This is a genomic window from gamma proteobacterium SS-5, from assembly GCA_009497875.2.
Classification (GTDB): Bacteria; Pseudomonadota; Gammaproteobacteria; order Chromatiales; family Chromatiaceae; genus Magnetovirga; species Magnetovirga frankeli.
In genome coordinates, this window is the sequence record CP032508.2 from 1583313 (window position 1) to 1608700 (window position 25388).

Consider the following 25388-nt stretch of genomic DNA (forward strand, 5'->3'; position numbering starts at 1 on the left):
TTCCGAGGAGCCCGAGACCATGTTCGGTAAGAAAGAAGAAAGAGTATTCAAATACCCTGGCAAGCGCATGGCGATGGATGGCAATACGGCGGTGATCATGTGTGAACGTGAGGCCTCCGATGCCGCCGGTGCCTATCCCATCACCCCCTCCACCCAGATGGGTGAATTCTGGGCTGAGGAAATGGCCAAGGGCCATGTGAATATCTCCGATCGCGGTCTGATCTTCGTCGAACCCGAATCCGAGCACGCCGCTGCGGCGGTCACTGCCGGGATGAGCATGACCGGCCTGCGCGCCACCAACTTCTCCTCGGCCCAAGGCGTGGCCTTCATGCACGAATCCCTCTACGCCGCCGCCGGCAAGCGTCTGCCCTATGTGCTCAACGTGGGCTGTCGCGCCATCACCAAGGCCTCGCTCAACGTGCATTGCGGTCACGATGACTATCACTGCATCGACGACACCGGCTTCTTTCAGGTATTCGCCAACGACGCCCAGGGCGCGGCGGACCTGAACCTGATCGGGCGCAAGATCGCCGAGCTGTCCCTGACCCCGGCGGTGGTGGCCCAGGATGGCTTCCTCACCACCCATCTGATTGAACCCCTGCAGGTGCCCGAGCGCGAGTTGATCGCCGAATTCCTCGGCAAGCCGGATGATCAGATCGAATGCCCCACCCCGGCCCAGCGCATGCTCTACGGCAATACCCGGCGTCGGGTACCGGCCATCTGGGACGTGGACAACCCGCTGCAATCCGGTACGGTGCAAAACCAGGATGCCTATATGCAGACCCAGGCGGCGCAGCGGCCCTATTTCTACGATCACATCCAGCAGATCACCGACCAGGTGATGGACGAATACTACGAGCTGACCGGCCGCCGCTATGGCCGCATCGGCACCTTCAACATGGACAAGGCCGACTATGTCATCCTCGGTATGGGCTCCATGGTGGTGCAGGCCCGTGGCGTGGCCGAGTACCTGAAAAAGACCCGCAAGCTGGAGATCGGCGTGGTCGATATCACCATGTTCCGGCCCTTCCCCGGCGATCTCATCGGCAAGACACTGATGGGCAAGAAGGGCGTGGTGGTGCTGGAGCGTACCGACCAACCCCTGGCCGAAGACCTGCCGCTGATGCGCGAGGTACGCGCCGCCCTGAGCAAGTGCCTGGAAAACGGCCGCTCCAGCGATGCCAAGCCCTACCCGGACTACGCCAGCTATGGTCAGATCAAGGACCTGCCGCCGCTCTATTCCGCTGCCTACGGCATGGGCTCCCGCGACCTGCAACCGGAGGCGCTGATCGGTGCCATCGAAAACATGCTGCCGGAGGGCAACAAGCGCAAATTCTTCTACCTGGGCATAGAGTTCGTGCGCGAGGCCAGCAACCCCAAGCAGGAGGTGTACCTGCAGAACCTGCTGGAGGCCTATCCCAAGATCGGCGAGCTGGCGCTCAAGGGATCGGAAAACCCCAACCTGATGCCGGAAGGCTCGATGACGGTGCGCATGCACTCGGTGGGCGGCTGGGGTGCCATCACCACCGGCAAGAACCTGGTGATGACCCTGTATGACCTGCTCGGCTACGAGATCAAGGCCAACCCCAAGTACGGCTCGGAGAAGAAGGGCCAGCCTACCACCTATTACCTGGCGGTAGCACCCACCCCGATTCCACTCAACTGCGAATACCACTATGTGGATGTGGTGCTCAGCCCCGACCCCAATGTGTTCAACCACTCCAATCCCCTGGCCGGCCTGAAGCAGGGCGGCACCCTGATCATCCAGTCGAGCCTGGAAGACCAGCAAGCGGTGTGGAACAGCTTCCCGCGCTGGATGCGCAAGCAGATCATCGACAACGAGATCCGCGTGTTCTACGTCGATGGCTTCAAGATCGCCCGCGAGGAGGCCAGTAATGTCGAACTGCAGCTGCGTATGCAGGGCAATGCCTTCCAGGGCGCCTTCTTTGCCGGTTCGCCGCTGATGCAGATGGCCGGCCTGGACGAGAAGAAGCTGTTTGCCTCCATCGAGGCCCAGCTGGAGGCCAAGTTCGGCGACAAGGGCAAGCGCGTGGTAGCGGACAACCTGCGCATCGTGCGGCGTGGCTTTGAGCAGGTGCGCGAGATCACCGACAAGACCCTGGGAGTAGAGAGCGTCCAGCAGCTGAAGAAGGAGATCGGCCTGCCGGTGATGCTCAAGCAGATCCCGCAAGGCCAGGGCGAGCTGGCCGACATCCACCGCTTCTGGGAGCAAACCGGCAACTTCTACTTTAACGGCAAGGGCTCGGACAACCTGGCCGACCCCCATCAGGCCCTGTCCCTGGTACCGGCCTCTACCGGTATCTTCCGCGACATGACCCAGATCCGCTTCGACTACCCCAAGTGGATCGCCGAGAACTGCACCGCCTGCGGCGACTGCTACACCGTCTGCCCGGACAGCGCCATCCCCGGTCTGGTCAACACCGTCGGCGAGGTATTCAATAGCGTTATCAACGGCATAGAGCTGGGCGGAACCATCACCCAGTACCTGCGCCGCGAGACGCGCGCGGTAGAGAAACGCCTGCGCGCCCTGGTCAATGAGCAAGGGGAGGCTGCCAAGGTGCGCGACCTGCTGGATCAGGCAATCCTGGAGACCCTGGCGGAATCCGAGCTGGAAGGGGAGAAAAAGGCCAATCTGGAGAAGGAGTTTGCCCTTTTCCTGGATGCCTTCGGCGGCTTCGAGTTCGCCATCACCAAGCCCTACTGGAACAACATGGAGAAGAAGGCGGCCAACTCCGGCGGCCTGTTCTCCATCACCATCAACCCCTATACCTGCAAGGGCTGTATGGAGTGCGTCGAGGTCTGCGCCGACGACGCCCTGCGGGTGGAAAAGCAGGACGACCTGGCGGTGGATAAGCTGCGCGCCGATTGGAAGTTCTGGCTCAATCTACCCACCAGCAACCAAAGCTTCAGCCGTATCGACGACCTGGACGAGAAGGTAGGCGCGCTGGAGACCCTGCTGCTGGACAAGGCCAGCTACGACTCCATGAACTGCGGCGACGGTGCCTGCCTGGGATGCGGCGAGAAGACCCTGATCCACCTGTTCACCGGCACCGTCACCTCCCTGATGCAGCCCAGGGTCAAGGCCCAGGTGGCCCGGCTGGATGACCTCATCGCCCGGCTGGAGCAGCATATCCGCCTGAAGCTGGCCGCCGGCGTCGATCTCAGCCACCCCGAGGTGCTCGGCGAGCTGGGCGACAGCGAGGAGCCGGAACTGACCCTGGCCCAGCTCAGCGACCGGGTCGATCCGGCCCACGAAAACACCCTGGTGGACAAGACCTGGCTGAAGCAGATCAGCGGCGTACTGGGCCAGCTGCGTGACCTGCGCTGGCGCTACCTGGAAGGGCCGACGCAGAAGGGCCGCGCCGCCATGGGCATAGTCAACGCTACTGGCTGTACCTCGGTGTGGGGCTCCACCTTCCCCTACAATCCCTATCCCTTCCCCTGGGCATCACATCTGTTCCAGGACAGCCCCTCCATGGCCATGGGTCTGTTCGAGGGCCACATGACCAAGATGGCCGACGGCTTCAAGGCCATCCGCCGCGCCGAGCTGGAACTGGCGGGCAAGTACAATGCCGCCGAGCATGAGTCCTTCTTCAACTACTTCGATTGGAAGTCCTTCAGCGACGAGGAATGGCTGCTGTGCCCGCCGGTGGTGGCCGTGGGTGGTGACGGTGCCATGTACGACATCGGCTTCCAGAACCTGTCCCGCGCCCTGGCCTCGGGCATGCCGATCAAGGTCATGGTGCTGGATACCCAGGTCTATTCCAATACCGGCGGTCAGGCCTGCACCTCAGGCTTCATCTCCCAGGTGGCGGACATGACCCCCTACGGCAAGCAGATGAAAGGCAAGGAAGAAATGCGCAAGGAGATGGGCCTGATCGGCCTGGCCCACCGCACCAGCTATGTGCTGCAGGGCTCCATCAGCAATGTCACCCATCTGATCGAGGGCTATGTGGATGGCCTTAACAGCCGCCGCCCGGCCCTGTTCAATGTCTATGCCGTCTGTCAGCCGGAGCACGGCGTACCAGACGACGCCACCCGTCGTCAGTCCAAGCTGGCGGTGGAATCCCGCGCCTATCCGCTGATGAAGTTCGACCCTGATGCCGGCGTGACCCTGCAGGAGTGCCTGGATCTGGAGGGCAACCCGGCCATGGATCAGGATTGGCCCACCTATCAGCTGGACTATGTGGATGAGCAGGGCAACGCCGGCCGCCTGGAGCTGCCCCTGACCTTCGCCGACTTCGCCGCCACCGAGGGCCGCTTCCGCAAGCACTTCCGCAAGGCACCGCAGGAGACCTGGAGCGATGCCATGATCCCCTTCCATGAATTCCTCAAGCTGGACGAGGACGAGCGCGAGGACAACTTCCCCTACATCTGGGCGCTGGACGGCAAGAACCGCCTGATGCGGGTGATCTGCTCGGCGGAGATCGTCAAGTCCGCCGAAGAGCGCCAGCTCTATTGGAACCAGCTCCGCGGCTTGGCCGGCGAGCTGAACAAGGTAGATGTGGATGCCCTGGTGGAACAGACCAAGGCCGACATGGCCAATCGCTTAAGCTCCAGCCTGCTGTCCCTGGTGGCCTCGGGCAACGCCTCCGCGCTTACCGGAGGTATGGCTGGCATGGTCGGCAGCGACGGTGCCAAGGCGGCGGCTGCCGCAGCAGGCAATGGGGCCGGTAACGGAGCCACTCAGGCGGCGGACTACGAGCCGGTCTGGGTGGAGACCCCGGAATGCACCGCCTGCGACGAGTGCATCGACATCAACCCCAAGATCTTTGCTTACAACGACGACAAGCAAGCGGTTATCGTCGATCCCCGCGCCGGCCAGTTCAAGGACATCGTCAAGGCGGCAGAGAAATGCACCGCCGGCTGTATCCACCCGGGAACTCCCTGGAACCCGAGCGAAAAGGACCTGGACAAGCTGGTCAAGCGGGCGCAGAAATATCAATAGTTAGAAGATAGAAGTTAGAAGATAGTAGGTAGTAGGTAGTAGGTAGGAGATAGCGTCTTAGTGGTTTAGCTATTAGAGCCAAGACACTAGGATACTAGGACACTAGGCCAGTAAGTAGGAGATAGGAGATAGAGTCTTAGTGGTTTAGCTATTAGAGCTAAGACACTAAGAAACTAGGATACTAGGACACTAAGATACTAAAGCGCTAAAACGCTAACCCAGAACTCAACCAGAGGAATATCACAGATGGCAACAGTAACCTTTCTTGGCAACCCGGTAGAACTCAACGGCGAACTGCCGGCAGTGGGCAGCAAGGCACCCGATTTCAGCCTGCCGGACAAGGACCTCAACGACAAGGGCCTGGCGGACTTCGCCGGCAAGAAGCGCCTGCTCAATATAGTCCCCAGCCTGGACACCCCGGTATGCGCCACCTCCACGCGCAAGTTCAACGAAGAGCTGGCCGATCGTGACGACGTGGCCCTGCTGGTGATCTCCGCCGATCTGCCCTTTGCCATGGGGCGCTTCTGCAGCATCGAAGACCTCAATCACGTCACCGCCCTGTCACTGATGCGCGGCAAGGGCTTCGCCAAGGACTACGGCGTGCTCATCACCAGCGGCGCCCTGGCCGGCCTCACCGGTCGTGCAGTGGTGGTGATCGACGAAAACGGCACCGTCACCTACACCCAGCTGGTCAAAGAAATCGCCGAAGAGCCGGATTATGCGGCGGCGATAAAGGCGCTTTAGTTTTAAAAGCAGGACGCAGAGGACGCAAAGGAGCGCAAAGGACGCAGAGAAGAATGAGGAAAAAGTAGCCCGGATGAAGTGTAACGGAATCCGGGGTTGCCGCTGGGCAGGGCCTCCCCGGATTTCGCTTCGCTGCATCCGGGCTACAACTTTACAGCTCTGCGTCCTCTGCGCTCCTTAGCGTGCTCTGCGTCCAATTTTCAGTTTATCCATTTCGGGGAGACCAAAGGCTTGTTCAGCCTGACACAGCTTTTCGGCAGATCGACCTTCAGCCACGGCATTCATCCGCCGGAGCATAAGGCGGAGACGGCGCAGCGGCCGATTCGGCGCATGCCTTTTCCGCAGCAGTTGGTGCTGCCGCTGAATCAGCATATCGGCAAGCCGGCCGTCGCCTGCGTCAAGAAGGGCCAGGAGGTGGTGCGCGGCGAGCCCATTGCCGAGGCGGACAGCTATGTCTCCGTGCCCCTGCATGCCCCGGCCACCGGCCGCATTCGCGGCATCGAGCTGATGCCCAGCGCACGCGGTCCGCGCACGCCCTCGATCCTGCTGGATGTGTATGAAAGCGCCACCCAGGAGGTGCTCTGGGGCTGCGAGCGTGATCTGGACTCCCTCAGCCCGGAGCAGCTGATCCAGGCGGTACGCGAGACCGGCATGGTCGGTCTGGGCGGTGCCGCCTTTCCCTCCCACGTCAAGCTGACGCCGCCGACGGATCACGCGGTGGATACCCTGGTGGTCAACGGCTGCGAGTGCGAGCCCTATCTGACCTGTGACCACCGCATGATGCTGGAATGGACCGATGCCCTGCTGCTCGGCACCCGCATTGCCATGCGCTGCCTGGGGGTGGCGCAGGCGGTGATCGGCGTTGAGGATAATAAATTGGATGCGGTGGATGCCATCGCCGCCAGGATTCAGCCCGGCAGCGGTATCAGCGTCAAGGCGGTGCCGACCAAGTATCCGCAGGGGGCGGAGAAAATGCTGATCAAGTCGGTGCTCAACCGCGAGGTGCCCCCAGGCGGCATCCCGGCGCAGATCGGCGTGGTGGTGAACAATGTCGGCACCCTCAGCATGCTCGGCCGCCTGCTGCCCAAGGGCGAGGGGCTGATCGAGCGGGTGGTCAGCGTGGTCGGCCCCGGCGTGGAGCGGCCCGGCAACTATCTGGTGCCCATTGGCACGCCGGTGGGCTTTGTCCTGGAACAGGCGGGGCATGAGGGGCGCAAGAGCGAGATCATCCTCGGCGGGCCGATGATGGGCACTGCGGTGCCCTCGCTGGATACGCCCATCACCAAGGGCACCTCCGGCGTGCTGGTGCTCAACGAACCGGCGATAGATACCGAAAGCCGCCTGCGCAGCTGGCCCTGCATCCGCTGCGGCCGCTGTCTGGAGGCCTGCCCCATGCACCTCAACCCCTCCATGCTCGGCCAGCTGGCGGCCAAGCGCGAATACGAGCAAATGGGCGAGCAATATCACCTGATGGACTGCTTTGAATGCGGCTGCTGCTCCTACAGCTGCCCCTCCAACATCCCCCTGGTGCAATACTTCCGCATCGCCAAATCCATCCTGCGGGAGAAGCCCTGATGAAACCTTTTGGGACGCAGAGTGCGCGGACGACTGCAGGGATGCAGGAGGTAGAACGAAGCAGGAGGCCAGAGTCGAGAAGCGCAGAGAGCGCAGAGTTGATGGGGGATGCTCGCTCTATTGCGCGGGTAGGTCGGCCTTCAGGCCGACTGTCGGCCGCAACCGGTCGCGCTGCTCCATCGCCAGTGGCCAAGCCAATCGGGCTGAAGCCGGACCTACCTTCTATTCTCTGCGCACTCTGCGCTCCTTTGCGTCCTCTGCGTCCTATACGTCCCAACTAAGCCCATGACCAACAAAGCCCAAATCGAAATTCGTACCTCGCCCCATGCCCATTCCGGTGCCGATGTGGTGCAGATCATGCGCACTGTGGCCCTGACCCTGCTGCCCCTGGCGGGCTGGGGTGTCTGGCGCTATGGCCTGTCGGCGGCGCTGTTGCTGCTCACCACGCTGCTCGGCTGCCTGCTGGCGGAGCGGCTGTTCAACCGACTGCGCGGCCAGCCCAGTTCGCTGGGCGACTGGTCGGCGGTGATCACCGGCCTGCTGCTGGGGCTGTCGCTGCCGCCGGGCTTTCCGCTGTGGATGGGGCTGGTGGCGGCCTTTGCCGCCATTGGCCTGGGCAAGGCCCTGTTCGGCGGCCTGGGCATGAACCCCTTCAACCCGGCGCTGGTGGGGCGTGCCTTTGTGCAGGCGGCCTTTCCCGCCGCCATCACCACCTGGACCCCGGCCCTGTTCGATGGCCGTTTCACCAACCCGGTGCCGAGCACCCTGGCCTGGCCCTTCCTGCGTCCGGCGGACATCAGCCCCTGGCTGCACGAGCGGGCGGTGGACGGCTTTACCGGTGCCACCCCCCTGGCGCTGATGAAGTACGAAGGCCAGAGCATCCCCCTGACCGACCTGCTGATGGGCGGTGGTGCCGGTTCCATCGGCGAGGCGGCCCTGTTGATACTGGTCTGCGGCCTGTTTCTCGCCTTCAAGCGTATGCTCGATTGGCGCATCCCGCTCAGTATCATGGCCAGCACGGCACTGTTTGCCTGGCTGGCGCAGCTGTTTGACCCCAGCGCGCCGGGGCCGCTGATCATGCTCTGCTCCGGCGGTCTGATGCTCGGCGCCTGGTTCATGGCCACCGACATGGTGGGCTCGCCGATGACATCCCTGGGGGTGCTGATCTATGGCGTACTGATCGGCTTTGTCACCGAGATGATCCGCCTGTTCGGCGGCCTGGGGGAGGGGGTGATGTACGCCATCCTGCTGGGTAACGCCGCCGCGCCCCTGATCGATCAGTGGACCCAGCCACGGGTGTTCGGCGCGGCCAAGGCCAAGGCGAGGAAGTCAGCATGAACCTGATAAGAGGATTTAGCCACAGAGCCACAGACGACTCCATGGACGGAGGAGGTAGGGCAAAGCCTGGAGCCAGAGCCGAGCGCACAGAGAAAAATCAAAGTGTTGAAATGCGAATATCCAACACTTTCTAGGTCGATATGATCTGTAACTCATTGAAATAACTCTGTGATCTCGGCAACTGCTCCTGCGTTGCTCTACCTCTCCACATCCTGTGGGTCGTCTGTGTCTCTGTGGCTTAACTGAGGAATTTAGGATGAACCAAGCGCCAACCGATACCCTGCAGCACCAGACCCCGGCGCTGCGCATGCTGGTTACCCTGGGCGGGGTGGCCATGCTGTCCGGTTTTTTGATTGTGCTGGTGTATCAACTGACCAAGCCGATCATCGAGGAAAACCAGCGCCTGGCGATCGAGCAAATGGTGTTCAAGCTGGTGCCCGCCGCGAGCATTCGCCGGGATATCGAACTGGCCCCCGGTCTCTCGGTCTATGCCGCCTATGATGAACAGGGCAGGCTCAAGGGCGTGGTGGCCCAAGGCGCGGCCCAGGGCTATGCGGATTTGGTGCATCTGCTCTACAACTATGCCCCGGATTGTGACTGCATCAAAGGCTTTGATATTTTGAAAATGGCCGAAACGCCGGGGCTGGGGGACAAGATCCTTACCGACAAGGCCTTTTTGGCCAATTTTGACTATCTGGATGCGCGTCTGAACGCGGCGGGCGATGGCCTGGCCAACCCCATAGTCACGGTCAAGCACGGCAAGAAGCAGGAGCAATGGCAGATCGATGCCATCTCCGGCGCCACCGTCACCTCCCGCGCCGTGGGCAAGGCGATCAACGACTCGGCCCAGCAGATGCTGCCCCTGCTACAGCCGCGCCTGGAGGGGATCAGGCAGATCGAGCTGGAGCAGACCCCAGCGGAGCAAACTCAAGCGGAGCAGCAGCCATGAGCCTGCACAACCCCCATATCGACTGGCAGACCTTCACCGACGGCCTGTGGAAGGAAAACCCGGTATTCGTCATGCTGCTGGGCATGTGCCCGGTGCTGGCGGTGACCAACTCGGCGATCAACGCCCTGGCCATGGGCATAGCCACCACCTTTGTGCTGCTGGCCTCGGGGTTGATGGTGTCCCTGCTGCGCCACCTGATCCCCAAACAGGTGCGCATCGCCACCTATATCCTGATTATCGCCACCTTCGTCACCATCGTCGATTACCTGATCCAGGCCATCTCCCTGGAGCTGTACAACGCCCTGGGGGCCTTCATCCAGCTCATCGTCGTCAACTGCATGATCCTGGGCCGGGCCGAGGCCTATGCCTCCAAGCACCGGGTGCCCAAGGCCCTGCTCAATGCCCTGGGCATGGGCCTGGGCTTCACCTTCGCCCTGCTCTGCCTGGGGGTGGTGCGCGAGGTGCTGGGGGCGGGCAGCCTGTTTGGCGTGGATCTGTTCGGCAGCCAGTTCGAGCCCTGGGTGGTGATGGTGCTGCCGCCGGGGGGCTTCATCGTCCTCGGCGGCTGGTTGTTGCTGTTCGAGTGGCTGCGCGAGCGCCGTGCCGCCGCCCAACTGGAGAAGGAGGCCGCCCGTGCCCGCTGAGAGTCTGAGCTTTATCTTTCTGAATGCCGCCCTGGCGAATAACTTCGTCCTGGCGCTGTTTCTTGGCCTCTGCCCCTTTCTCGGCGTCTCCGGCAAGCTGGAGACCGCCGTGCCCATGGGCGTGGCCACCAGCTTTGTCATGCTGGTCAGTTCCATCAGCGCCTTTGGCATCAACTGGATACTGACCAGCCTGGAGATCGAATTTCTCAGGCTGATCAGCTACATAGTTGTTATCGCCAGCGCCGTGCAGCTGGTCGAGATGGTGCTGAAGAAATTCAGCCCGGCGCTGTTTCACTCGCTCGGTATCTTCCTGCCGCTGATCACCTCCAACTGCGCCATCCTTGGCCTGGCCCTGTTCCAGACCTTCAAGGAATACAACTTCATGCAATCCATGGCCTACGCCCTGGGGGCCGGTGCCGGGTTTACCCTGGCCATAGTGCTGATGGCCGGCCTGCGCGAGCGCCTGGCCCTGGCCAACCTGCCCACCCCGGCCCAGGGCGCGGCCATGAGCCTGATGCTCGGCGGCCTGCTATCGTTGGTATTCATGGGCTTTGCCGGACTCGGAGGCTGATTATGCTCGATTACCTCATCGCCATGCTGGTCATCCCCATCCTCATGCTCAGTTGGCTGCTGGTGCAGAATATCGCCCGCCGCTTCGCCAGGGCCCACCCGGAATTCGGCCCGGCGCGGGAGGAGGGCGGCGGCTGCGGCAGCACCTGCGGCTGCGCCGGCAAGAGCAGTTGCAAGCGGGGGTGAATTTGCAAATCTGAAAGGACGCAGAGGACGCAAAGAAGCGCAAAGGACGCAGAGAAGAATGAGGCGATAAAGCCCCTCGCCCCTTTACTGCGAAACAACCTGGTTGTTGCCTCTCAACCTGGGAGCTTTCAGGGTAAGAAAGAGGACAGAGGACGGAAGATAGAATTTTGCGTCGCTGCGCGACAGGTTAATTATCGGGGGCATTACCCACTTGTCCCACCCCGATCAGCAAGCGGCTGGCATCGCCCGTGGCGGCCTGGTCTAATCCCCTTCCAGCCGGGTCAGGTTGCGCCCGCCGGTCTCGGTGATGCGGCTGGAGGCGATCAGGGCAATCACGGCAAAGCCAAGCATGAGCAGCATGGCCTGCTGATAATCGGCCAGGGCATAGCGGCGCAGGCCCTCATGCAGGGTGCCGTCCCAGCCCTGGTCCAGCACCCAGCCAAACAGCGGCTGCATGATGGCGGCACCCAGAAACAGGCCGGTATTCACCAGACTGATGGCCATGCCCGACAGCGCCGGGGTGCAGACCTCCTTGGCGCAGGCGTAGCTGAGCACAAAGCCGCTGCCGGTCAGGCCGATCAGACCGAACAGCAACATACCGCTCCAACCGGCCGACCAGGGCAGCCACAGCAGCGCCAGCCAGGCCAGGCAGTAGAGTAGGGCACTGGTCATCATCACCACCTTGCGCCGCCCCAGACGGTCTGAGATCCAGCCAGACAGCAAGGTGCCTATGGCCATGGCCAGCAGGGTCAGGGTGGTGTACTGGGCCGCCTCATCGCGGCTCAGTTCGTGCAGATCGCGCAGCAAGGGCACGCCCCAGAGCCCGGCAAAGGCAAACAGGCCCCCGGCCATGCCGAAATTGAACCAGAAGCCCGGCCAGATGCGCCGGTTGCGGCACACACCGAACAGCTCCCTGAGCCAATGATGCTCCCGCTCCGGGTCCGGCACCCGGCCATCCAGGCTGTGCAGCGAGGGAAAGCCCGCATCCTCTGGCCGATTGCGCACCCGCCAGGCGCTGAGCAGGGCCAGCAGCAGGGAAAAGACGCCGATGCCGACAAAGATGCTGCGCCAGCTGGCATGGGCCAGCAGCCAGGCCAGGGGCGCGGCCGCCAGCACCGAGCCCAGATTGCCCAGCAACAGGGTGATGCCGCTGATCAGGCCATAGATGCGATCCCTGAACCAAAGGGTATTGCTCTTCATCAGGCCGACAAAGATCACCGACACCCCCAACCCCACCAGAAAACGCCCCAGATAGGCCATCTCCAGGGTCTCGGCCAGGCCAAACAGGATCGAGCCCAGTCCGGCCACGGCATTGCCCAGGGTCACCACGGTACGCGCCCCCAGGGTATCGGCCAGCACCCCGGCGGGGATCTGCATGGCGGTATAGATGTAGTAATAGACCGCCGCCAGGGAACCCAGGGTAGCGCCGGTGGTGGAGAAGGCCAGCATCAGCTCGCCGGAGACCACGGCCGGGGCCATGCGGTGAAAATAGACCGACATATAGGCCAGGATCAGGATAGCGAAAATACTCCAGCGCACCTGCTGGAAGCGTTTGGCGTCAAAGGGTTCTGTGGTCTGCAAGGCTGGGGTCCTGGTAGGAGAGTCAGTCGCTGGGGCCGGATACGGCCATTATCGCAACCTTGGGCCGGGGCTGCCAAGGCATAATGGGTATAGGCTCCGTAGGTCGGGTTAGCGCAGCGTAACCCGACGTTGGCCTTCACAAACCCGCAAAAAAGGTGCTACATTCAGCCGCAGTTTCGATTGGATGAACAGGGATCCCATGGATCAGCACTGCCCCATCTCAGGCTACCCAACCTCAGTCCATCAAACCGCAAGCTTGCGGACCCTGTATTAGGGCCGCCGCTGTGCAATCATTCCTGCCACCTTGGACAGCAGCAGAGTGATTGCATGATTCGCTTCTCCCGTTACCGCTTCACCTTTACCGCCCTGGACCCCATCCGGCTGCCGACCTATGCCGGTTCCGCCTTGCGCGGCCTGCTCGGCCACGGCCTCAAGCGCACCCTCTGCGTCACCGGCCTGAGCCAATGCAGCGCCTGCGCCCTGCGCCGCCAGTGCGGCTACACCCTGCTGTTTGAAAGCCAGACCGCCAGCGGGCAAAAGACCCTCTCCCTGCAACCCCTGGTCATGGCCCTGGATCGCTATCGGCCAGACTATGCCGTGGGCGAGGCCTTTGGCCTGGAACTCATACTGATCGGCAAGGCCAACCGGCATTTTCCCTACCTGATTCCCAGCTGGGCGCGCGCTGGCCAGCTGGGCTTGGGACCACGCCGCGGTCGGTTCCATCTGAGCTCGGTGCGGCAATGGCAGTTTAGGCAACAGCGCTGGCGTGACATTTACCCCGAGCCAGAGCCGGGTCAGGCGCCCTTTACCGAGCCCGAACCCTGGCAGCCGAGCATGGCCTATGCTGGCGGCGCCATCCGGCTACAGCTCATCACCCCCTACCGCAGCAAGCGCGATGGACGCCTGATCACCCCGGAGCAGTTCGACCCCCTGGGCTTTGCCATCGCCCTGATCACCCGCATCGAGCGCCTGCGGGCGCAGCACGACCCCGACAGCCCACCGCTGCCGGTGGCCGACTGGATAACCGAGGCCAAGCAGCTGGAAATGCACCAGGCAAAACTGCGCTGGAGCGAGGTGCAGCGCCGCTCCTCACGGCAAAACACCGACATGAACCTGGGCGGCGTCACCGGCAGTTTTCAGCTGCAAGGCCCTGGCCTGCAGGCGCTGATGCCCGCGCTGGAGCTGGGCCAATGGCTGCACGTGGGCAAAAATAGCCTGTTTGGCCTAGGCCAATACCGCATCCTCGACCCGGCGCAGCCCGATGCCTAAGCCCCGGCGCATTCTGGTCTGCGTCACCGGCCTCTCGCCGCAGGTCGTCACTGAAACCCTCTACGCCCTGGCGGTCAAGCAGGGCTGGGTGCCGGATCACATCTGCCTGATCACCACCGCAGAGGGTGCCAAGCGGGTGCGTCTGTCCCTGCTCAGTGAAGACCCCGGCTGGTTTGCCCGCCTGCTGAAGGACTACCAGCTGCCGCCGATCCGCTTTGGCCTGGACGATATCCGCGTGCTCACCGATGCCCAGGGCAAGGAACTGTCCGACATCCGCACCCCGCAAGACAACGAGCGCGCCGCTGACTTCATCGTCACCACCCTGCGCGAACTCAGCGCAGACCCGGACAGCCAGCTGCATGTCTCCATCGCCGGGGGCCGCAAGACCATGGGCTTCTACCTGGGTTACGCCCTGAGCCTGTTCGGCAGGCCGCAGGATCGGCTTTCCCACGTACTGGTCAGCGAACCCTTTGAATCCAGCTGGAACTTCTTCTACCCCACGCCCTATTCCAAGGTCATAGAGCTCAACGACAAGACCCTGGCCGACACCCAGGACGCCGAGATCACCCTCGCCAGCATCCCCTTTGTCAGCCTGCGCCACGGCATGCCGGATCAGCTGATGCAGGGCGCGGTGGGTTTCGCCGGTGCCGTGGCGGCCATCAACCGCAGCCTGGCCCCGCCGGAGCTGATCATCGACCTGGAAGCCAAGCGCATCCGCGCCGCCGGATCCATCATTCCCCTGCCGCCGGTGGAACTGGCGCTGCTATCGGTGTTTGCCCGTCGCGCCCTAAATGGCCTGCCAGCCTGCGCCGCGCCCAGTAAGGAGGTGCCCGATAGTCCATGGGCCGTCTGGTTCATGCTGGAATACGATCAAATCCGGCCCGAGCGGGGTGATGAGGACGCCACCCGCCGCAGCCTGGCCAAGGGCATGGACGGTGATTATTTTTCTCTACACAAGAGTCGCCTACACGCAAAGCTGAAAAAACGCCTGGGCCCGGCGGCTGAGGCCTACCTCATCAACAATGGCAGGCGACGGCCCTACCGCTACAGCCTGGGCCTGCCGCCAAGCAGCATCAGTTACCGCAAGCTTGCGGTTGCGGACACTCAGGCCGTTTCTGAGCACACTACCCTTTCATCCACAGACAGGTCCCCATCATGAGCACAATGGAAACCCGCAGCTTCACAATAGAGTTCCTCACCCCGGCCTTTCTCGGCAATGCCCGGCAAAGCGGGCAGTGGCGTACCCCACCCATCAAGGCCCTGCTACGACAATGGTGGCGGGTGGCCTACGTGGCGCAACGGGGGTTTAAGCTCGATACGAATCAGCTGCGCCTGGATGAGGGCTTGCTGTTTGGTGCCGCTGCCGATGGCGCGGGTAATCGCAGCCTGGTGCGCCTGCGCTTGGATCGCTGGGATGAAGGCAAGCTGAAGAGCTGGAATGGACTTGAGCCAGGCACGGTCGCACATCCAGAGGTGCAGAGGACCGGATACAAGGTCGGAGCACATGCCTATCTTGGCTTTGGGCCTTTGGATGGCCGGGGTGGTACCAAGCTGGCAAAGGCCAATGCCGCTATTCAAGCCACAGAAACCGCCCAGCTCTCCCTGGCCTTTCCGCAACATCAGGCAGAGCTGTTGGATCAGGCCCTGTGGCTGATGGGCCGTTTTGGCACCCTGGGTGGCCGCAGCCGCAACGGCTGGGGCTCCTTCGTCTTGCGCTCTCTTTCCTCGGGAGAGGGCCGGGGTGAAGGGGCTAAGCCGACTGGCGCACTGCCCCTGCGCGATTGGCGGCAGTGTCTGCAACTGGACTGGCCCCATGCCCTGGGCAAGGACCAGAGCGGCCCGCTCATTTGGCAGACCCAGGCCCATGGTGATTGGAAATCCCTGATGCGCGAACTGGCCGAGATCAAGATCGGTCTGCGCACCCATTTTCGCTTCAATGCCGGGCATACCAACCAACCCGAGCCACGCCATTGGCTCAGCTACCCGGTAACCAATCATTCGGTCCGCTCCTGGGGCAACAACGCCCGCCTGCCCAACAGTCTGCGCTTCAAGGTCCGTACCACGACTGAGGGCCAACTGACGGGGGCCATTTTCCATGTCCCTTGCCAGCCACCCGCCTCGTTTCAGCCGCAAACAGCTCAACTGGTGAAGGTCTGGGGGCAGGTTCATGCCTGTCTGGATGGGGACAAGAAGCTGAAAAGGAGCCCGCAGTGAGCTATCTGGTAAGCAGCACAAGCCGAGGTTCGACCTGGGATATCCGCTTGAAGTCGAGATCCAGGGTCAGCAATGGGATGTCGTTTTCAACCGCCAGGGCGGCGATCAGACAATCATGGGGGCTGCGGATCGTCAGGCCCTGCCAGCGGCAGCGGGCATACAGCTCTCCAGCAAGCAGGTATGACCCTGTTGTAGCCCGCAACATGGGCTGGCAGGCGAACTCGCGGCGGAGGGTGTTCAATTCGGCCGCGTTACGCGCGCCCTGCAGCAACTCCTGCAGAATGACTGGGGCAAGCCAGGCCGCTTCCTCATTCAGCAGCCGGTCAAGCCGCACGGTGGCCGGATTCTCGGTCCCGCGCAACCAGGCCACCCAGACGCTGGTATCAACCAGCATCCTCGTCCATCCAGCGGCGGACCTTGAGCAGGTCATAGTCGGGATCGATCAGGTCGCTCCCTTTCAGTTTCAACAGCTGGCGTTGACTGTGGTGCGCCACCATCTCGCGCAAGGCCAGGTCCACCACCTCACGCTTGCTGCGCGCGCCGCAAATCCGCATGGCCTCGGCCATCAATTCATCATCCAAAACTATGTTGGTTCGCATGGAATACACCTCCTGATGTGTATTGTAGGGCAAGCCCAGTCGCAAAGGTATTCAGCATGGAAAAAGTAGAGACTCTCTGGCAAACCAAGCTCGCCGCCCGCATCCACGATCCGGCGGAAAAGGCCCTGGTATTGCTGCGTGATCCGGCCGGCCATGAGGGCGGCACCAGTGCCGCGCTCAAGCGCTTGCTGGGCCTGGACAGGCTGCCCGAACAGATCGACCCGGACAACGACCAGGTGCTGTCCCGCGTGCTGTTCAAGAAGGGGCTGCCGTTGAACATCTACCGGCATGTGCAGCGGGCCGACTGGTGGGCCGCCGCCGCCGACCGGCCACAGTGGCCCATGCAGGAAATCACCCTGCCTTCGGGCAAGACCCTCGCCGTTGCCCCCTGGGCACAGGTGCGCTGGGCGCAGCAGCCGGTACTGATTCATCCGCTGACCGGGGAGCAATTCCCCCTGCTGGGCGGCCTGCAAGAGACCGAAATCCAGGACATCAAGCGGCGCAGCTTCGAGCACTTCTCCGAGCTGTTGCTCAAGCTGGGCGCGGTCAATGATAACCCGCAGGACTGGCGCAAGATCCTGCTGACCTACTGGCGCTTTGGGCCGGATCTATCGGTCAGCGCAGCGGATACCCAGGACAATGGCCAGCTCGGCAGCCTGTGGGCGGTACTGCCTGCCGATACCCGCATTCCCGACCACAGCATCTGGGATCACCTGGACCTCACCTCGGCCTTCGCCGGCGCCTTTGCCGCTGACCCCAAGGGTGAGGCCGCCTTGCTCACCCTGTCCATTGGTCCGGTGCAGGGCTTCATTGCCGCGGCACGCTCGACCTCCGATCTCTGGGCCGGTTCGCATCTGTTATCGCGCCTGAGCTGGGAGGCCATGCGCCCGCTGTGTGAACAGCTGGGGCCGGACGCCATCCTGTTTCCGCGCCTCAGGGGCATACCCCAGGTGGACCTATGGCTGCGCGAGCAGATGCAGCTACCGGATGAGCTGTTTGCCGACTGTCCGTGGAACAGGGGGGCCAGCGATGCCAACCCCTTGTTTTCCGCCGCGCTGCCGAATCGTTTTGTCGCCCTGGTGCCGGCCAGCCAGGCGCAAGCCCTTGCCGAGCAGGTCACCCAGTCGGTGCGGCAGTGGCTGCGCGATCTGGGCAGGGATGTGGTAACGCGCCTGCTGCATGAGGCGGGCCTGGACCCGGAGAGCCCGTTGCCCTTCGAGCAAATGCGGCAACAGCTAGAGGGCTTCCCCGAGGTGCACTGGGCAGCCGTGCCCTTCTCCTTGATCAAACCCAGAAACCCGGACAAACAGACCGATCTGGATACCATCGCCCTGTCCGCCGCCATGGCACCCTTCTTCGACTCCGACGCCGGGCCCTACGGCTTTCTCGCCAGCCCCGCCTGGCAGATCCTGTCGCAACAGATCGACTGGGCCGATGCGGATGGGGGTAGCACGCGCTTTTTCGCCCCCAACCCCGGCGTGCTTTACCCGGCGGTGTTTGACCTGGCGGAGCGGGTCATGGCCGCCGCCAAGGCAACCCGCGCCTTCCAGCAGAGCGAGCAAAGCGGCTGGCGCTGCTCACTCAGCGGCGAGGCAGAGTGGCTAACCACAGACCGCAGCCAGCTGCAAAGCTCCTATCGGCAGCAGACAGATACCCTCTGGGCCAGGATTGCCGTCAGCAAGCCCTCCTGGGCAAAAAAGGGCGAGCACCTCAGCGCCTTGCCGGCCATCAAACGGCTCTGGCCGAGCATCTTTCAGGAGGAGGTAGGCAAGGCCCTGAGTGCGGGTGAGCAGGGCGAGCAAAAGACCATTGGCCGCTTTGTGGTGTCCACCCACACCATGGCCCTGGCCCATCAACTGGACCAATGGCTGAGCAAGGGTGGCACCACCGCTCCGGGCTTCGCTGCACTGGCCAAGGATGCCGAGGCTGTGGCCCTGCCGCGTAAACTGACGCGCAAGCACGCGAAAAACCCTGCCCTGGCCGATGCCAAAAGACTCCCCAGCTTGCTGGAGATGGCCGCTGAGGCAGACGGGGATGAGGCGTTATTCAAGGCCAAACGACTGGTGCAGGACAGCCTGGCCACGGCCTTGGACCGAGATGAAATACGTCTGGAGACCTACTACGGCCTGATCATGCTGGATGGCGACCGCATGGGGGAAATCCTCTCGGGAGAAGATCCGACCGATGCCGCCCAGGATACCCGTATCTCCTACCGCGACAGCTTTCATCCCAGGGTACAAAAGGGCTTTGATGCGGCGGCGGCCAAGCAGGCGCTGATCCAGCGCTACGCCAAGCAAAAGCGCAGCCTCTCGCCCAATCGCCACCTGGCCATCTCCTCGGCCCTGAACGAATTCTCCCAGACCGTCGTGCGTCATGTGGTGGAGGAAGAATACCTGGGCCGGGTCATCTATGCCGGTGGCGACGATGTCCTGGCCATGCTGCCGGTCAGCGATCTGCTGCCGGCCATGCAGCGCTTGCGCCATGCCTATTCCGGCACCACACCAGAGGATGAATGCCTGGATTGGGGGCAGTTGCAGGGGCGCAACCGCCTGGTATGCAAGGGCGGTTTTGCCTGGCTCAACGGGCGCCTGATGCGCATGATGGGTCGGCAGGCCAGCGCCAGCTGTGGGGCCATCATCGCCCATCATCAGGCACCCCTGGCGGCGGTGATGCGCGAGCTGCGAAGCGCCGAACAGCGCGCCAAGAACGAGGGCGGACGCAATGCCTTTTCCATCAGCCTGATCAAGCGTTCCGGCGGTGCCCTGCGGCTGACGGAACACTGGGGTGAGCCACTGGTACTGCTGGCCGAGCTAAGGGACTACCTGGCCAGCCCAGATACCTCCCGGCGGGCGGTCTATCACAGCCAGCAATGGCTTAAGGATCTGCCCGAACCCAGCGATTTTCACAGCAAGGAGCAGCCAGAAATGTTGGAACGGCTATTGGCCTACCAACTGGAGCGGCAATCCGCTGGCCATGCCCAGGCCCAGGCGGCCGGGCTGGCCAAGCGCCTGGCTAACCTGGCCGCAGCCCAATCGAGCGATGGCCGCAAGTGGCTGGAGAACTTCATGAGCGTGGCCGAGTTTCTGGCCCGCGAGACCCGCAGCGGAGGTGCCGCATGAACAGACAACAAGCCCATTTCATCCAACCCCATGATGTCCTTTTCCTGCGCGGCAACAAGCTGTTTGGCGACCCAGGCAGCTATGGTGAATCCCTGGTTCCTCCCTGGCCATCGGTAATGGCGGGGGCCATCCGCAGCCATATCCTGGCTCAGGATGGCAGTGACCTGAAGCTATTTGCCCAAGGCAGGCAGGCACACCCGCAGCTGGGCACCCCGCAGCAACCGGGCAGCTTCATGCTGGCCGCCTTTCATCTGGCCCGCAGCCTGGCCGACGGCCAGATCGAGGCACTGATGGCAACCCCGGCGGACCTGCTGATCAGCGCCGGACAGGCAGGCAAGCCACAGATAAAACCCCTTAGCCCCATACGGCTATCCGATGTAGCAGGGGCCGGCCTAGCTGGAACAGGCATCAGCAGCTCTGCCCCTTTGGCCCATGCCCCGGTATTGGCGCAAAACAAACGCAGCAAATCCCTGTCCGGCTATTGGCTGGCCGAATCCGGCTGGCGACGCTACCTGGCCGGCCAGTTACCCCAGGCCGAAGACCTGATTCACAGCAGCGCGCTCTGGGCACTGGATGCCCGCGTCGGCGTGGGCCTGGATAGCGAACAGCACCGGGCCGAGGACGGCAAGCTGTTCAGCATGCAGGCCATAGCCTTTTGCGAGGGGGTCGGCTTTCTGGTGCAGGTCAGCGGGGCAGAGGTGCCGGCGGGCGCCATCCGCCTGGGTGGTGATGGACGGGCCGCCAGCCTGCAGCCCCTGGAGCAGGGTCTGCCCGAAGCCGACTATGCCGCCATCGCCCAGTCCGGTCGTTGCCGTCTGCTGCTGACCATGCCTGGCCTGTTCAGCGGCGGCTGGCTGCCCACCGGCTTCTCCTATTTCCCGCCAGGAGAGGGGACGCAGGAAAAGGAGGTCCGCTTCGACCTGTGCGGGGTCAAGGGGCGACTGGTCTGTGCCGCCGTACCCCGTGCCGAGGTCATCTCCGGCTGGGACCTGGCCAACTGGCAGCCCAAGGCCGCGCAGCGCGCCGCCCCCAGCGGCTGTGTCTATTGGCTGGATGAGCTTCAAGCCACGCCGGAACAACTGCGCAAGCTTGCCAAACAGGGTTTTTGGCCCGAGCAGGGGTACGATGCCCAGCGTCGCGCCGAGGGCTTCAATCGCCTGGCATTGGCTATCTGGAGCTAAGCGATGAAAATTCGATCAAGACCAAAGAGTACGCAGCGGATAACGCCGGATCACCGGGTCAGGGGAGACCAGGGTCAGGCCCCGCTCGATGGCCTGGCAGATCAGCATGCGGTCGAAGGGGTCGCGGTGAAGAATCGGCAGGTGCGCCAGATGTTGCACATCCCTCTCGTTAAAGGGCAGACCCTGCACCCCATGGGCATCGCGTTGCGTTACGAAATGCACCCAGGCACCTTCCGGGGCATGCAGTTTGAGCTTGCCCAGCCGATGCTTCTGACAGGCCTCCCAAATCGAGATCGAACTCAACCAAAGTTCATGCTCCGGGTCGGCAATGACCTCTCGCACCTGTTCTGGCAGTTCTCGGGCATCCCAGATCAGCCACAGGAACACACAGGTATCAAGCAGCAATCTCATGCTGAACCTCCGGTATCGGGCTTCCAGTCCGGATGCAAGGGGTCCTCCGGACGTATTTCATACCAATCAGCCAGTTCCTCCTCGCTCATCGGCTCGAAAAAGGAGGGCAATACCTCTCCCATACCCTTCGCCAGCCCCATCGGGCGGCGTTTTTTCGGCTCGGTGGGCTCGGGCAGGGGGCGCAACTCGGCAATCGGCTTGTTGCGCCGGGCAATGACCAGCGTCTCTCCCTGTTCGACCTTGCTGAGGTACTCCGACAAATGCGCCTTGACCTCATGAATGTTGATTATCTGCACTTTAGCTATCTCCTAACGGACGTGGAGCGGACAGCGCCACCCCGGAACCTGAAACATCTGTTGGCAGCTCCGGGACTCGGGACTCGGGACTCGGGACTCGGGACTCGGGACTCGGGACTCGGGACTCGGGACTCGAAATTTGCCACGGATGTTTCACAGTAAACTTGACCCACTCAGAGGATTCTAGACCATGTTTGAACAACAAGCTGCCCTGTTTCTCTATGCCGTCAGCCCGGTACACATGGGTGCCGGCAGCGCCACCGGCCTGATTGATAACCCCATCCAGCGTGAGCGCCACACCAACCACCCCAGCTTTGCCGGCTCCGGCATCAAGGGCGCGATTCGCCATGCCTTCGCCCAATTGGGTGGCGAAAAAGACCTGATCAAGCGCCTGTTTGGCCCCGACTCCGGCAGCGACGAGCTGCACGCCGGCGCGGTCAGCTTTGGTGATGCCCAGCTGCTGGCCTTTCCCATCCGCAGCCTCAAGCAAGGCTACGTCTATGCCAGCTGCCCTCAGGCCCTGGCCCGCGCCCAGCGCCTGCTCAACCTGGTGGGCGTGAAAACCCAATGGACCATCCCCCTGCCGGAAGAAGGCCATTGTCGGCTGGCCAACCCGGCGCTGATGAGCGGCGACAACAAACTCCACCTGGAGGCCTTTGAATATCAGGTGCATGTGGACCCGGTCCTGCCCGAACTCTCCAGCGCCCTGGCGGGGCTGGCGCTGCCCGACCAGCCCGAATACGGCTTTTTCAGGGAAAAACTCAAGACCGACCTGGTGCTGCTCTCGGACACCGATTTTGCCTACTTCAGCGAAAACGCCACCCTGGTCGAGCCCCATGTGCGCATCAACGAGAAGACTGGCACGGCGGATGACGGCGGCCTGTTCTATACCGAAAACCTGCCGCCGGAATCCCTGCTCATCGCCCCGCTCATGGCCAGCCAGAGCCGTAGCGGCAAGGAAGACAAGCTGGAGGCGGTCGATGTAATGATGAAAATGCACAATATCCTGGATGGCCGCCTGTTGCAGATGGGTGGAGACGCCACCACCGGACGTGGTCTGGTGCTGGCCAAGCTGGTGGGGGGTTGAGCATGGCAACACTGACACTCAAGCAAGACAAAGCGGCCAGCGGCAAGCAGACCCTGGAACAGCGCCGGGCCACCCATGCCTGGGCCAAGGCCAAGGCGGGCATAGCCCAGCACCAAAAGGATTACGTCAACGATGCCAAGGGTCTGCCTGCGCTCATCATGAACTCTGGCCTGATGCAGGTAATGGCCTTTCTGCATGGCAAGGGCGGCCGCCACGAGGTACTGGCCAGCCACCTGCGCGATTGGCTGCAGCAAGCCCAAGGCACGCCACCGGATTTTGAGGCCTTCATGCAGCACCTGCTGAATGCCCAGCCGACGGAGTTTCAGGCCATCACCGCAGAGGCCTTTGCCTGGCTGCGCTGGTTGCGGCAAATGGCCCCAGCCGCCGCAAGGGAGGTGTGACATGCCCATGGCTGCGCTGCCCAAGTATCTGGGTGATGATTTTGCACAGGCCTCACCGGGTTTGCGGTTTGGTATGTACCTGCCTGTGTGGGGCAAAGACAACAAAACCGGCGAGACCCTGTGGACAAGCCATGACCTCAATTACCGCGAGGCAGGGCGGGATCGCCAAGTGCGCCAATTCAAGGATGAAAACAAAACCCAGGCGCTCAATCAGTCTGCCCGATTGAATGCCAATGATCGGCAGCTGATGGAGAAACTGGCGCAACGCCAGGCCGCGGCGGCCTCTGTGCTGCCGCAGATGCTGAGCCTGCAGGCCCGCTCCATTGCCCCCTTCACCACCGGCCTGGGCAATGAACACCCGCTGGAAAACGGCTTTGCCTTTCTCAATCCCTACGGCCTGCCTTATCTGCCCGGCAGCGGTGTCAAGGGCGTATTACGCCAGGCGGCGCGTGAGCTGGCCAGCGGTGATTGGGGCGATGAGCGGGGTTGGAATCAGCAGCCCAGCTATACCCTCAAGATGGGCAAGGAGCCGGTCCACTTCAGCATGATCGACGCCCTGTTCGGCAAGGAATGCAGCATGGGAGGCAAGGAACAGATGCGCGGTGCCCTGAGCTTCTGGGATGTCATCCCGCAGATCAAGGGCGATCGGCTGGAGGTCGAGGTCATGACGGCGCACCAAAGCCACTATTACCAGAAAAAACGCGATGACAGGGCAGGCAATAGCGACTCGCCCCATGAATCGGGCCAGCCCAATCCCATCAACTTCCTCAGCGTACCGCCCGGCTCGGGATTTGCCTTTCATGTGCAGTGCCATCAGGCCTTGCTGGCCCGGATTGCCCCAGACCTGGCCGAGGCCGACCGTTGGCAGGGCCTGCTCCAAGCCGCCTTTGAACACGCCTTTGACTGGCTCGGCTTTGGCGCCAAAACCGCCGTGGGCTATGGCAGTTTGCAACGGGATGCACAGGCCGAAGCAGCGATGAAACAGGCGTTTGAGCAGATCCAGGCGCAGGCCCAGGCCCAGGCCGAATTGGATAAGCTGTCCGATGAGCAACGCCAGATTAAGGAACTGGAGCAGCTGTTCCTGGCCACCAAGGACAAGGGCGGGCTCGATGCCGGCTGCCCGGTAGCCACCCAGCGGCTCAAGCTGCTGGATGATGCTCTGGGCTGGGAGTCGCCAGAATATCGCCAGCAAGCGGCCGATTTACTGCGCCGCATCGCCAAGGACCTGCCCTGGGCAAAAAAGCGCAAGCAGGAGGCCAGCGACAAGCTGGCCCGGTTGATGGCATAGGACCGCAGCCGTCTAAACTGAGGAATAGCATCATGCCCACCACCTGGTTTATCAGCCGTCACCCCGGTGCCCTGCACTGGGCCGAGCAGACGGGTATCGCCTATGACCGGCATCTGGAGCACCTGGAGCTGGATCAGGTGCAGGCCGGGGATCGGGTGATAGGCTCGCTGCCGGTGAATCTGGCCGCCGAGGTCTGCGCCCGTGGCGCCGAGTATCATCACCTCAGCCTGGAGCTGCCCCGTGCCCTGCGTGGCCGCGAACTCAGCGCCGAGCAGCTGCGCCAGGCCGGGGCGCGCATTCGGCGCTATTGGGTCCAGGAGGTCGGCGATGCCTGAGGTCCTGGTCATCCCCAGCGCCGCCCTGCAGCGGCCAGCGCAATGGCGCGAGCGGGCGCCCTGCGCGTGGGAGGCCAGCTGTGCTGGGCGACCTGGAGCGGCCGCATCGCGCAGCACAGCTGCCCTCCCACCAGCGGGCTACCCCTTTGCACCTCCGAGCCAGCGCTCGGAGCTCCCAGGATAAGAGGCAAATCCCAATGTTGTTTCACCGTAAAATCTATTAACCGATGAATCCCCATGAACATACTCCTCTGCACCCTGGGTGCCAGCTGGGCGGTGATCCCCGAAGTACTCGGCCTGCTCGACCCCGAGCTTTCGCTCTACGCCCATCATCCGCAGCGCCAGGGCATCGCCAAGCTGCAGGCCGAGCACCAGCTGCGGCCGCCGGATGAGATCTGGGTCTGCACCACCGAGGGCGCGCAGACCGATGCCAGCCTGGCGGACCTGCTGGCCTGGGCTGAACTGATGGGCATGGCGCGCCGCCTGCGCATTTGGCGCGCCCAGGGTAGTGATCAGCTGGCCACTCAGGCCGAGTGCGAACACTTCCGCGAGCTGGCCTTTCGCCTCAGCCTCAAGGCCAGCGAGGCCTGCCAAGGGGGCCAGCTCTTGCTCAGCCTGGCCGGCGGGCGCAA

At 62.9% G+C, this 25388-nt stretch carries 22 protein-coding genes; 17 read left to right on the forward strand and 5 right to left on the reverse strand.

The genetic code is table 11. From position 1 onward, the window contains the following. Nucleotides 1–19 precede the first annotated feature (19 nt). The 8 genes from D5125_12625 to D5125_12660 all read left to right on the forward strand — a co-directional run bounded on the left by D5125_12625 (nt 20) and on the right by D5125_12660 (nt 10975). Complete coding sequence (locus D5125_12625; GenBank protein ID QFY90259.1) at nt 20–4969, forward strand: 2-oxoacid:acceptor oxidoreductase family protein; 4950 nt, start codon at nt 20–22, stop codon at nt 4967–4969. A 246-nt stretch (nt 4970–5215) separates the two neighbouring features. Then, the gene (gene tpx, locus D5125_12630; protein QFY90260.1) at nt 5216–5713 is read left to right on the forward strand and encodes a thiol peroxidase; all 498 of its coding nucleotides are present in this window, start codon (nt 5216–5218) and stop codon (nt 5711–5713) included. A gap of 231 nt (nt 5714–5944) precedes the next feature. Then, nucleotides 5945–7288: an electron transport complex subunit RsxC gene (rsxC, locus tag D5125_12635; protein QFY90261.1), complete on the forward strand. Its 1344-nt coding sequence runs from the start codon at nt 5945–5947 to the stop codon at nt 7286–7288. Between the two features lie 285 nt (nt 7289–7573). Further along, the gene (locus D5125_12640) at nt 7574–8626 is read left to right on the forward strand and encodes an RnfABCDGE type electron transport complex subunit D (GenBank protein ID QFY90262.1); all 1053 of its coding nucleotides are present in this window, start codon (nt 7574–7576) and stop codon (nt 8624–8626) included. Nucleotides 8627–8882: 256 nt separating this feature from the next. Then, the gene (locus D5125_12645) at nt 8883–9575 is read left to right on the forward strand and encodes an FMN-binding protein (protein QFY90263.1); all 693 of its coding nucleotides are present in this window, start codon (nt 8883–8885) and stop codon (nt 9573–9575) included. Then, nucleotides 9572–10219, forward strand: coding sequence for an electron transport complex subunit E (locus D5125_12650; protein ID QFY90264.1), 648 nt, complete (start codon nt 9572–9574; stop codon nt 10217–10219). Before D5125_12645 ends, D5125_12650 begins: the two co-directional genes overlap by 4 nt. Continuing rightward, nucleotides 10209–10790 (forward strand): RnfABCDGE type electron transport complex subunit A, encoded by a 582-nt coding sequence (locus D5125_12655; GenBank protein ID QFY90265.1) that lies wholly within the window; start codon nt 10209–10211, stop codon nt 10788–10790. The genes D5125_12650 and D5125_12655 overlap by 11 nt, the downstream gene beginning before the upstream one ends. A 2-nt stretch (nt 10791–10792) precedes the next feature. Then, nucleotides 10793–10975 (forward strand): chemotaxis protein, encoded by a 183-nt coding sequence (locus D5125_12660; protein QFY90266.1) that lies wholly within the window; start codon nt 10793–10795, stop codon nt 10973–10975. 261 nt (nt 10976–11236) lie between these two features. Here the strand turns inward: D5125_12660 and D5125_12665 are convergent, their stop codons facing one another. Beyond that, nucleotides 11237–12475, reverse strand: coding sequence for an MFS transporter (locus tag D5125_12665; GenBank protein QFY91156.1), 1239 nt, complete (start codon nt 12473–12475; stop codon nt 11237–11239). A 408-nt stretch (nt 12476–12883) separates the two neighbouring features. Between D5125_12665 and cas6 the strand changes: the two genes are divergently transcribed. From cas6 to D5125_12680, 3 genes are read left to right on the forward strand one after another with little or no spacing between them, the layout of a single operon-like run. Continuing rightward, nucleotides 12884–13825 carry a CRISPR system precrRNA processing endoribonuclease RAMP protein Cas6 gene (cas6, locus tag D5125_12670; protein ID QFY90267.1) on the forward strand — a complete coding sequence of 314 codons (942 nt, stop codon included), beginning with the start codon at nt 12884–12886 and terminating at the stop codon, nt 13823–13825. Next, a complete protein-coding gene (locus D5125_12675; protein QFY90268.1) occupies nt 13818–14984 on the forward strand; it encodes a TIGR02584 family CRISPR-associated protein in 1167 nt (388 codons plus the stop codon). Before cas6 ends, D5125_12675 begins: the two co-directional genes overlap by 8 nt. Then, nucleotides 14981–16039 carry a hypothetical protein gene (locus tag D5125_12680; GenBank protein ID QFY90269.1) on the forward strand — a complete coding sequence of 353 codons (1059 nt, stop codon included), beginning with the start codon at nt 14981–14983 and terminating at the stop codon, nt 16037–16039. The genes D5125_12675 and D5125_12680 overlap by 4 nt, the downstream gene beginning before the upstream one ends. A 1-nt stretch (nt 16040) precedes the next feature. On the opposite strand, the gene D5125_12685 is transcribed toward D5125_12680, so the two are convergent. Together D5125_12685 and D5125_12690 are read right to left on the reverse strand one after the other, a co-directional pair. After that, complete coding sequence (locus D5125_12685) at nt 16041–16433, reverse strand: PIN domain-containing protein (protein QFY90270.2); 393 nt, start codon at nt 16431–16433, stop codon at nt 16041–16043. Continuing rightward, nucleotides 16423–16638, reverse strand: coding sequence for a type II toxin-antitoxin system VapB family antitoxin (locus D5125_12690; protein QFY91157.1), 216 nt, complete (start codon nt 16636–16638; stop codon nt 16423–16425). Before D5125_12690 ends, D5125_12685 begins: the two co-directional genes overlap by 11 nt. Nucleotides 16639–16694: 56 nt before the next feature. Between D5125_12690 and cas10 the strand changes: the two genes are divergently transcribed. Next, a complete protein-coding gene (gene cas10 / locus D5125_12695) occupies nt 16695–19757 on the forward strand; it encodes a type III-B CRISPR-associated protein Cas10/Cmr2 (GenBank protein QFY90271.1) in 3063 nt (1020 codons plus the stop codon). Next, nucleotides 19754–20938: a type III-B CRISPR module-associated protein Cmr3 gene (locus D5125_12700; GenBank protein QFY90272.1), complete on the forward strand. Its 1185-nt coding sequence runs from the start codon at nt 19754–19756 to the stop codon at nt 20936–20938. The genes cas10 and D5125_12700 overlap by 4 nt, the downstream gene beginning before the upstream one ends. 15 nt (nt 20939–20953) lie before the next feature. Here the strand turns inward: D5125_12700 and D5125_12705 are convergent, their stop codons facing one another. Further along, nucleotides 20954–21349, reverse strand: coding sequence for a type II toxin-antitoxin system VapC family toxin (locus D5125_12705; protein QFY90273.1), 396 nt, complete (start codon nt 21347–21349; stop codon nt 20954–20956). Then, the gene (locus D5125_12710; GenBank protein ID QFY90274.1) at nt 21346–21645 is read right to left on the reverse strand and encodes a type II toxin-antitoxin system prevent-host-death family antitoxin; all 300 of its coding nucleotides are present in this window, start codon (nt 21643–21645) and stop codon (nt 21346–21348) included. The genes D5125_12705 and D5125_12710 overlap by 4 nt, the downstream gene beginning before the upstream one ends. Before the next feature lie 190 nt (nt 21646–21835). On the opposite strand from D5125_12710, the gene cmr4 reads away from it, so the two are divergent. Genes cmr4 through csx16 form a run of 4 tightly spaced genes read left to right on the forward strand, consistent with a single transcriptional unit; the run spans nt 21836 to nt 24756 of the window. Continuing rightward, nucleotides 21836–22732, forward strand: a complete 897-nt coding sequence (gene cmr4, locus D5125_12715) for a type III-B CRISPR module RAMP protein Cmr4 (protein QFY90275.1) — start codon at nt 21836–21838, stop codon at nt 22730–22732. Between the two features lie 2 nt (nt 22733–22734). Then, a complete protein-coding gene (gene cmr5, locus D5125_12720) occupies nt 22735–23133 on the forward strand; it encodes a type III-B CRISPR module-associated protein Cmr5 (protein QFY90276.1) in 399 nt (132 codons plus the stop codon). A 1-nt stretch (nt 23134) separates the two neighbouring features. Further along, complete coding sequence (cmr6, locus tag D5125_12725; protein ID QFY90277.2) at nt 23135–24421, forward strand: type III-B CRISPR module RAMP protein Cmr6; 1287 nt, start codon at nt 23135–23137, stop codon at nt 24419–24421. A 32-nt stretch (nt 24422–24453) separates the two neighbouring features. Then, nucleotides 24454–24756: a CRISPR-associated protein Csx16 gene (csx16, locus tag D5125_12730; GenBank protein QFY90278.1), complete on the forward strand. Its 303-nt coding sequence runs from the start codon at nt 24454–24456 to the stop codon at nt 24754–24756. Nucleotides 24757–25388: the final 632 nt, after the last annotated feature.

Coding starts and splice junctions, on each gene's coding strand:
- D5125_12700 (QFY90272.1), top strand. CDS start 19,754: ATGAACAGACAACAAGCCCATTTCATCCAACCCCATGATGTCCTTTTC.
- D5125_12660 (QFY90266.1), top strand. CDS start 10,793: ATGCTCGATTACCTCATCGCCATGCTGGTCATCCCCATCCTCATGCTC.
- D5125_12690 (QFY91157.1), bottom strand. CDS start 16,638: ATGCGAACCAACATAGTTTTGGATGATGAATTGATGGCCGAGGCCATG.
- D5125_12675 (QFY90268.1), top strand. CDS start 13,818: ATGCCTAAGCCCCGGCGCATTCTGGTCTGCGTCACCGGCCTCTCGCCG.
- cas6 (QFY90267.1), top strand. CDS start 12,884: ATGATTCGCTTCTCCCGTTACCGCTTCACCTTTACCGCCCTGGACCCC.
- D5125_12665 (QFY91156.1), bottom strand. CDS start 12,475: ATGTCGGTCTATTTTCACCGCATGGCCCCGGCCGTGGTCTCCGGCGAG.
- csx16 (QFY90278.1), top strand. CDS start 24,454: ATGCCCACCACCTGGTTTATCAGCCGTCACCCCGGTGCCCTGCACTGG.
- cmr4 (QFY90275.1), top strand. CDS start 21,836: ATGTTTGAACAACAAGCTGCCCTGTTTCTCTATGCCGTCAGCCCGGTA.
- cmr5 (QFY90276.1), top strand. CDS start 22,735: ATGGCAACACTGACACTCAAGCAAGACAAAGCGGCCAGCGGCAAGCAG.
- D5125_12645 (QFY90263.1), top strand. CDS start 8,883: ATGAACCAAGCGCCAACCGATACCCTGCAGCACCAGACCCCGGCGCTG.
- cas10 (QFY90271.1), top strand. CDS start 16,695: ATGGAAAAAGTAGAGACTCTCTGGCAAACCAAGCTCGCCGCCCGCATC.
- D5125_12650 (QFY90264.1), top strand. CDS start 9,572: ATGAGCCTGCACAACCCCCATATCGACTGGCAGACCTTCACCGACGGC.
- D5125_12625 (QFY90259.1), top strand. CDS start 20: ATGTTCGGTAAGAAAGAAGAAAGAGTATTCAAATACCCTGGCAAGCGC.
- tpx (QFY90260.1), top strand. CDS start 5,216: ATGGCAACAGTAACCTTTCTTGGCAACCCGGTAGAACTCAACGGCGAA.
- D5125_12705 (QFY90273.1), bottom strand. CDS start 21,349: ATGAGATTGCTGCTTGATACCTGTGTGTTCCTGTGGCTGATCTGGGAT.
- cmr6 (QFY90277.2), top strand. CDS start 23,135: ATGCCCATGGCTGCGCTGCCCAAGTATCTGGGTGATGATTTTGCACAG.
- D5125_12680 (QFY90269.1), top strand. CDS start 14,981: ATGAGCACAATGGAAACCCGCAGCTTCACAATAGAGTTCCTCACCCCG.
- D5125_12640 (QFY90262.1), top strand. CDS start 7,574: ATGACCAACAAAGCCCAAATCGAAATTCGTACCTCGCCCCATGCCCAT.
- D5125_12685 (QFY90270.2), bottom strand. CDS start 16,433: ATGCTGGTTGATACCAGCGTCTGGGTGGCCTGGTTGCGCGGGACCGAG.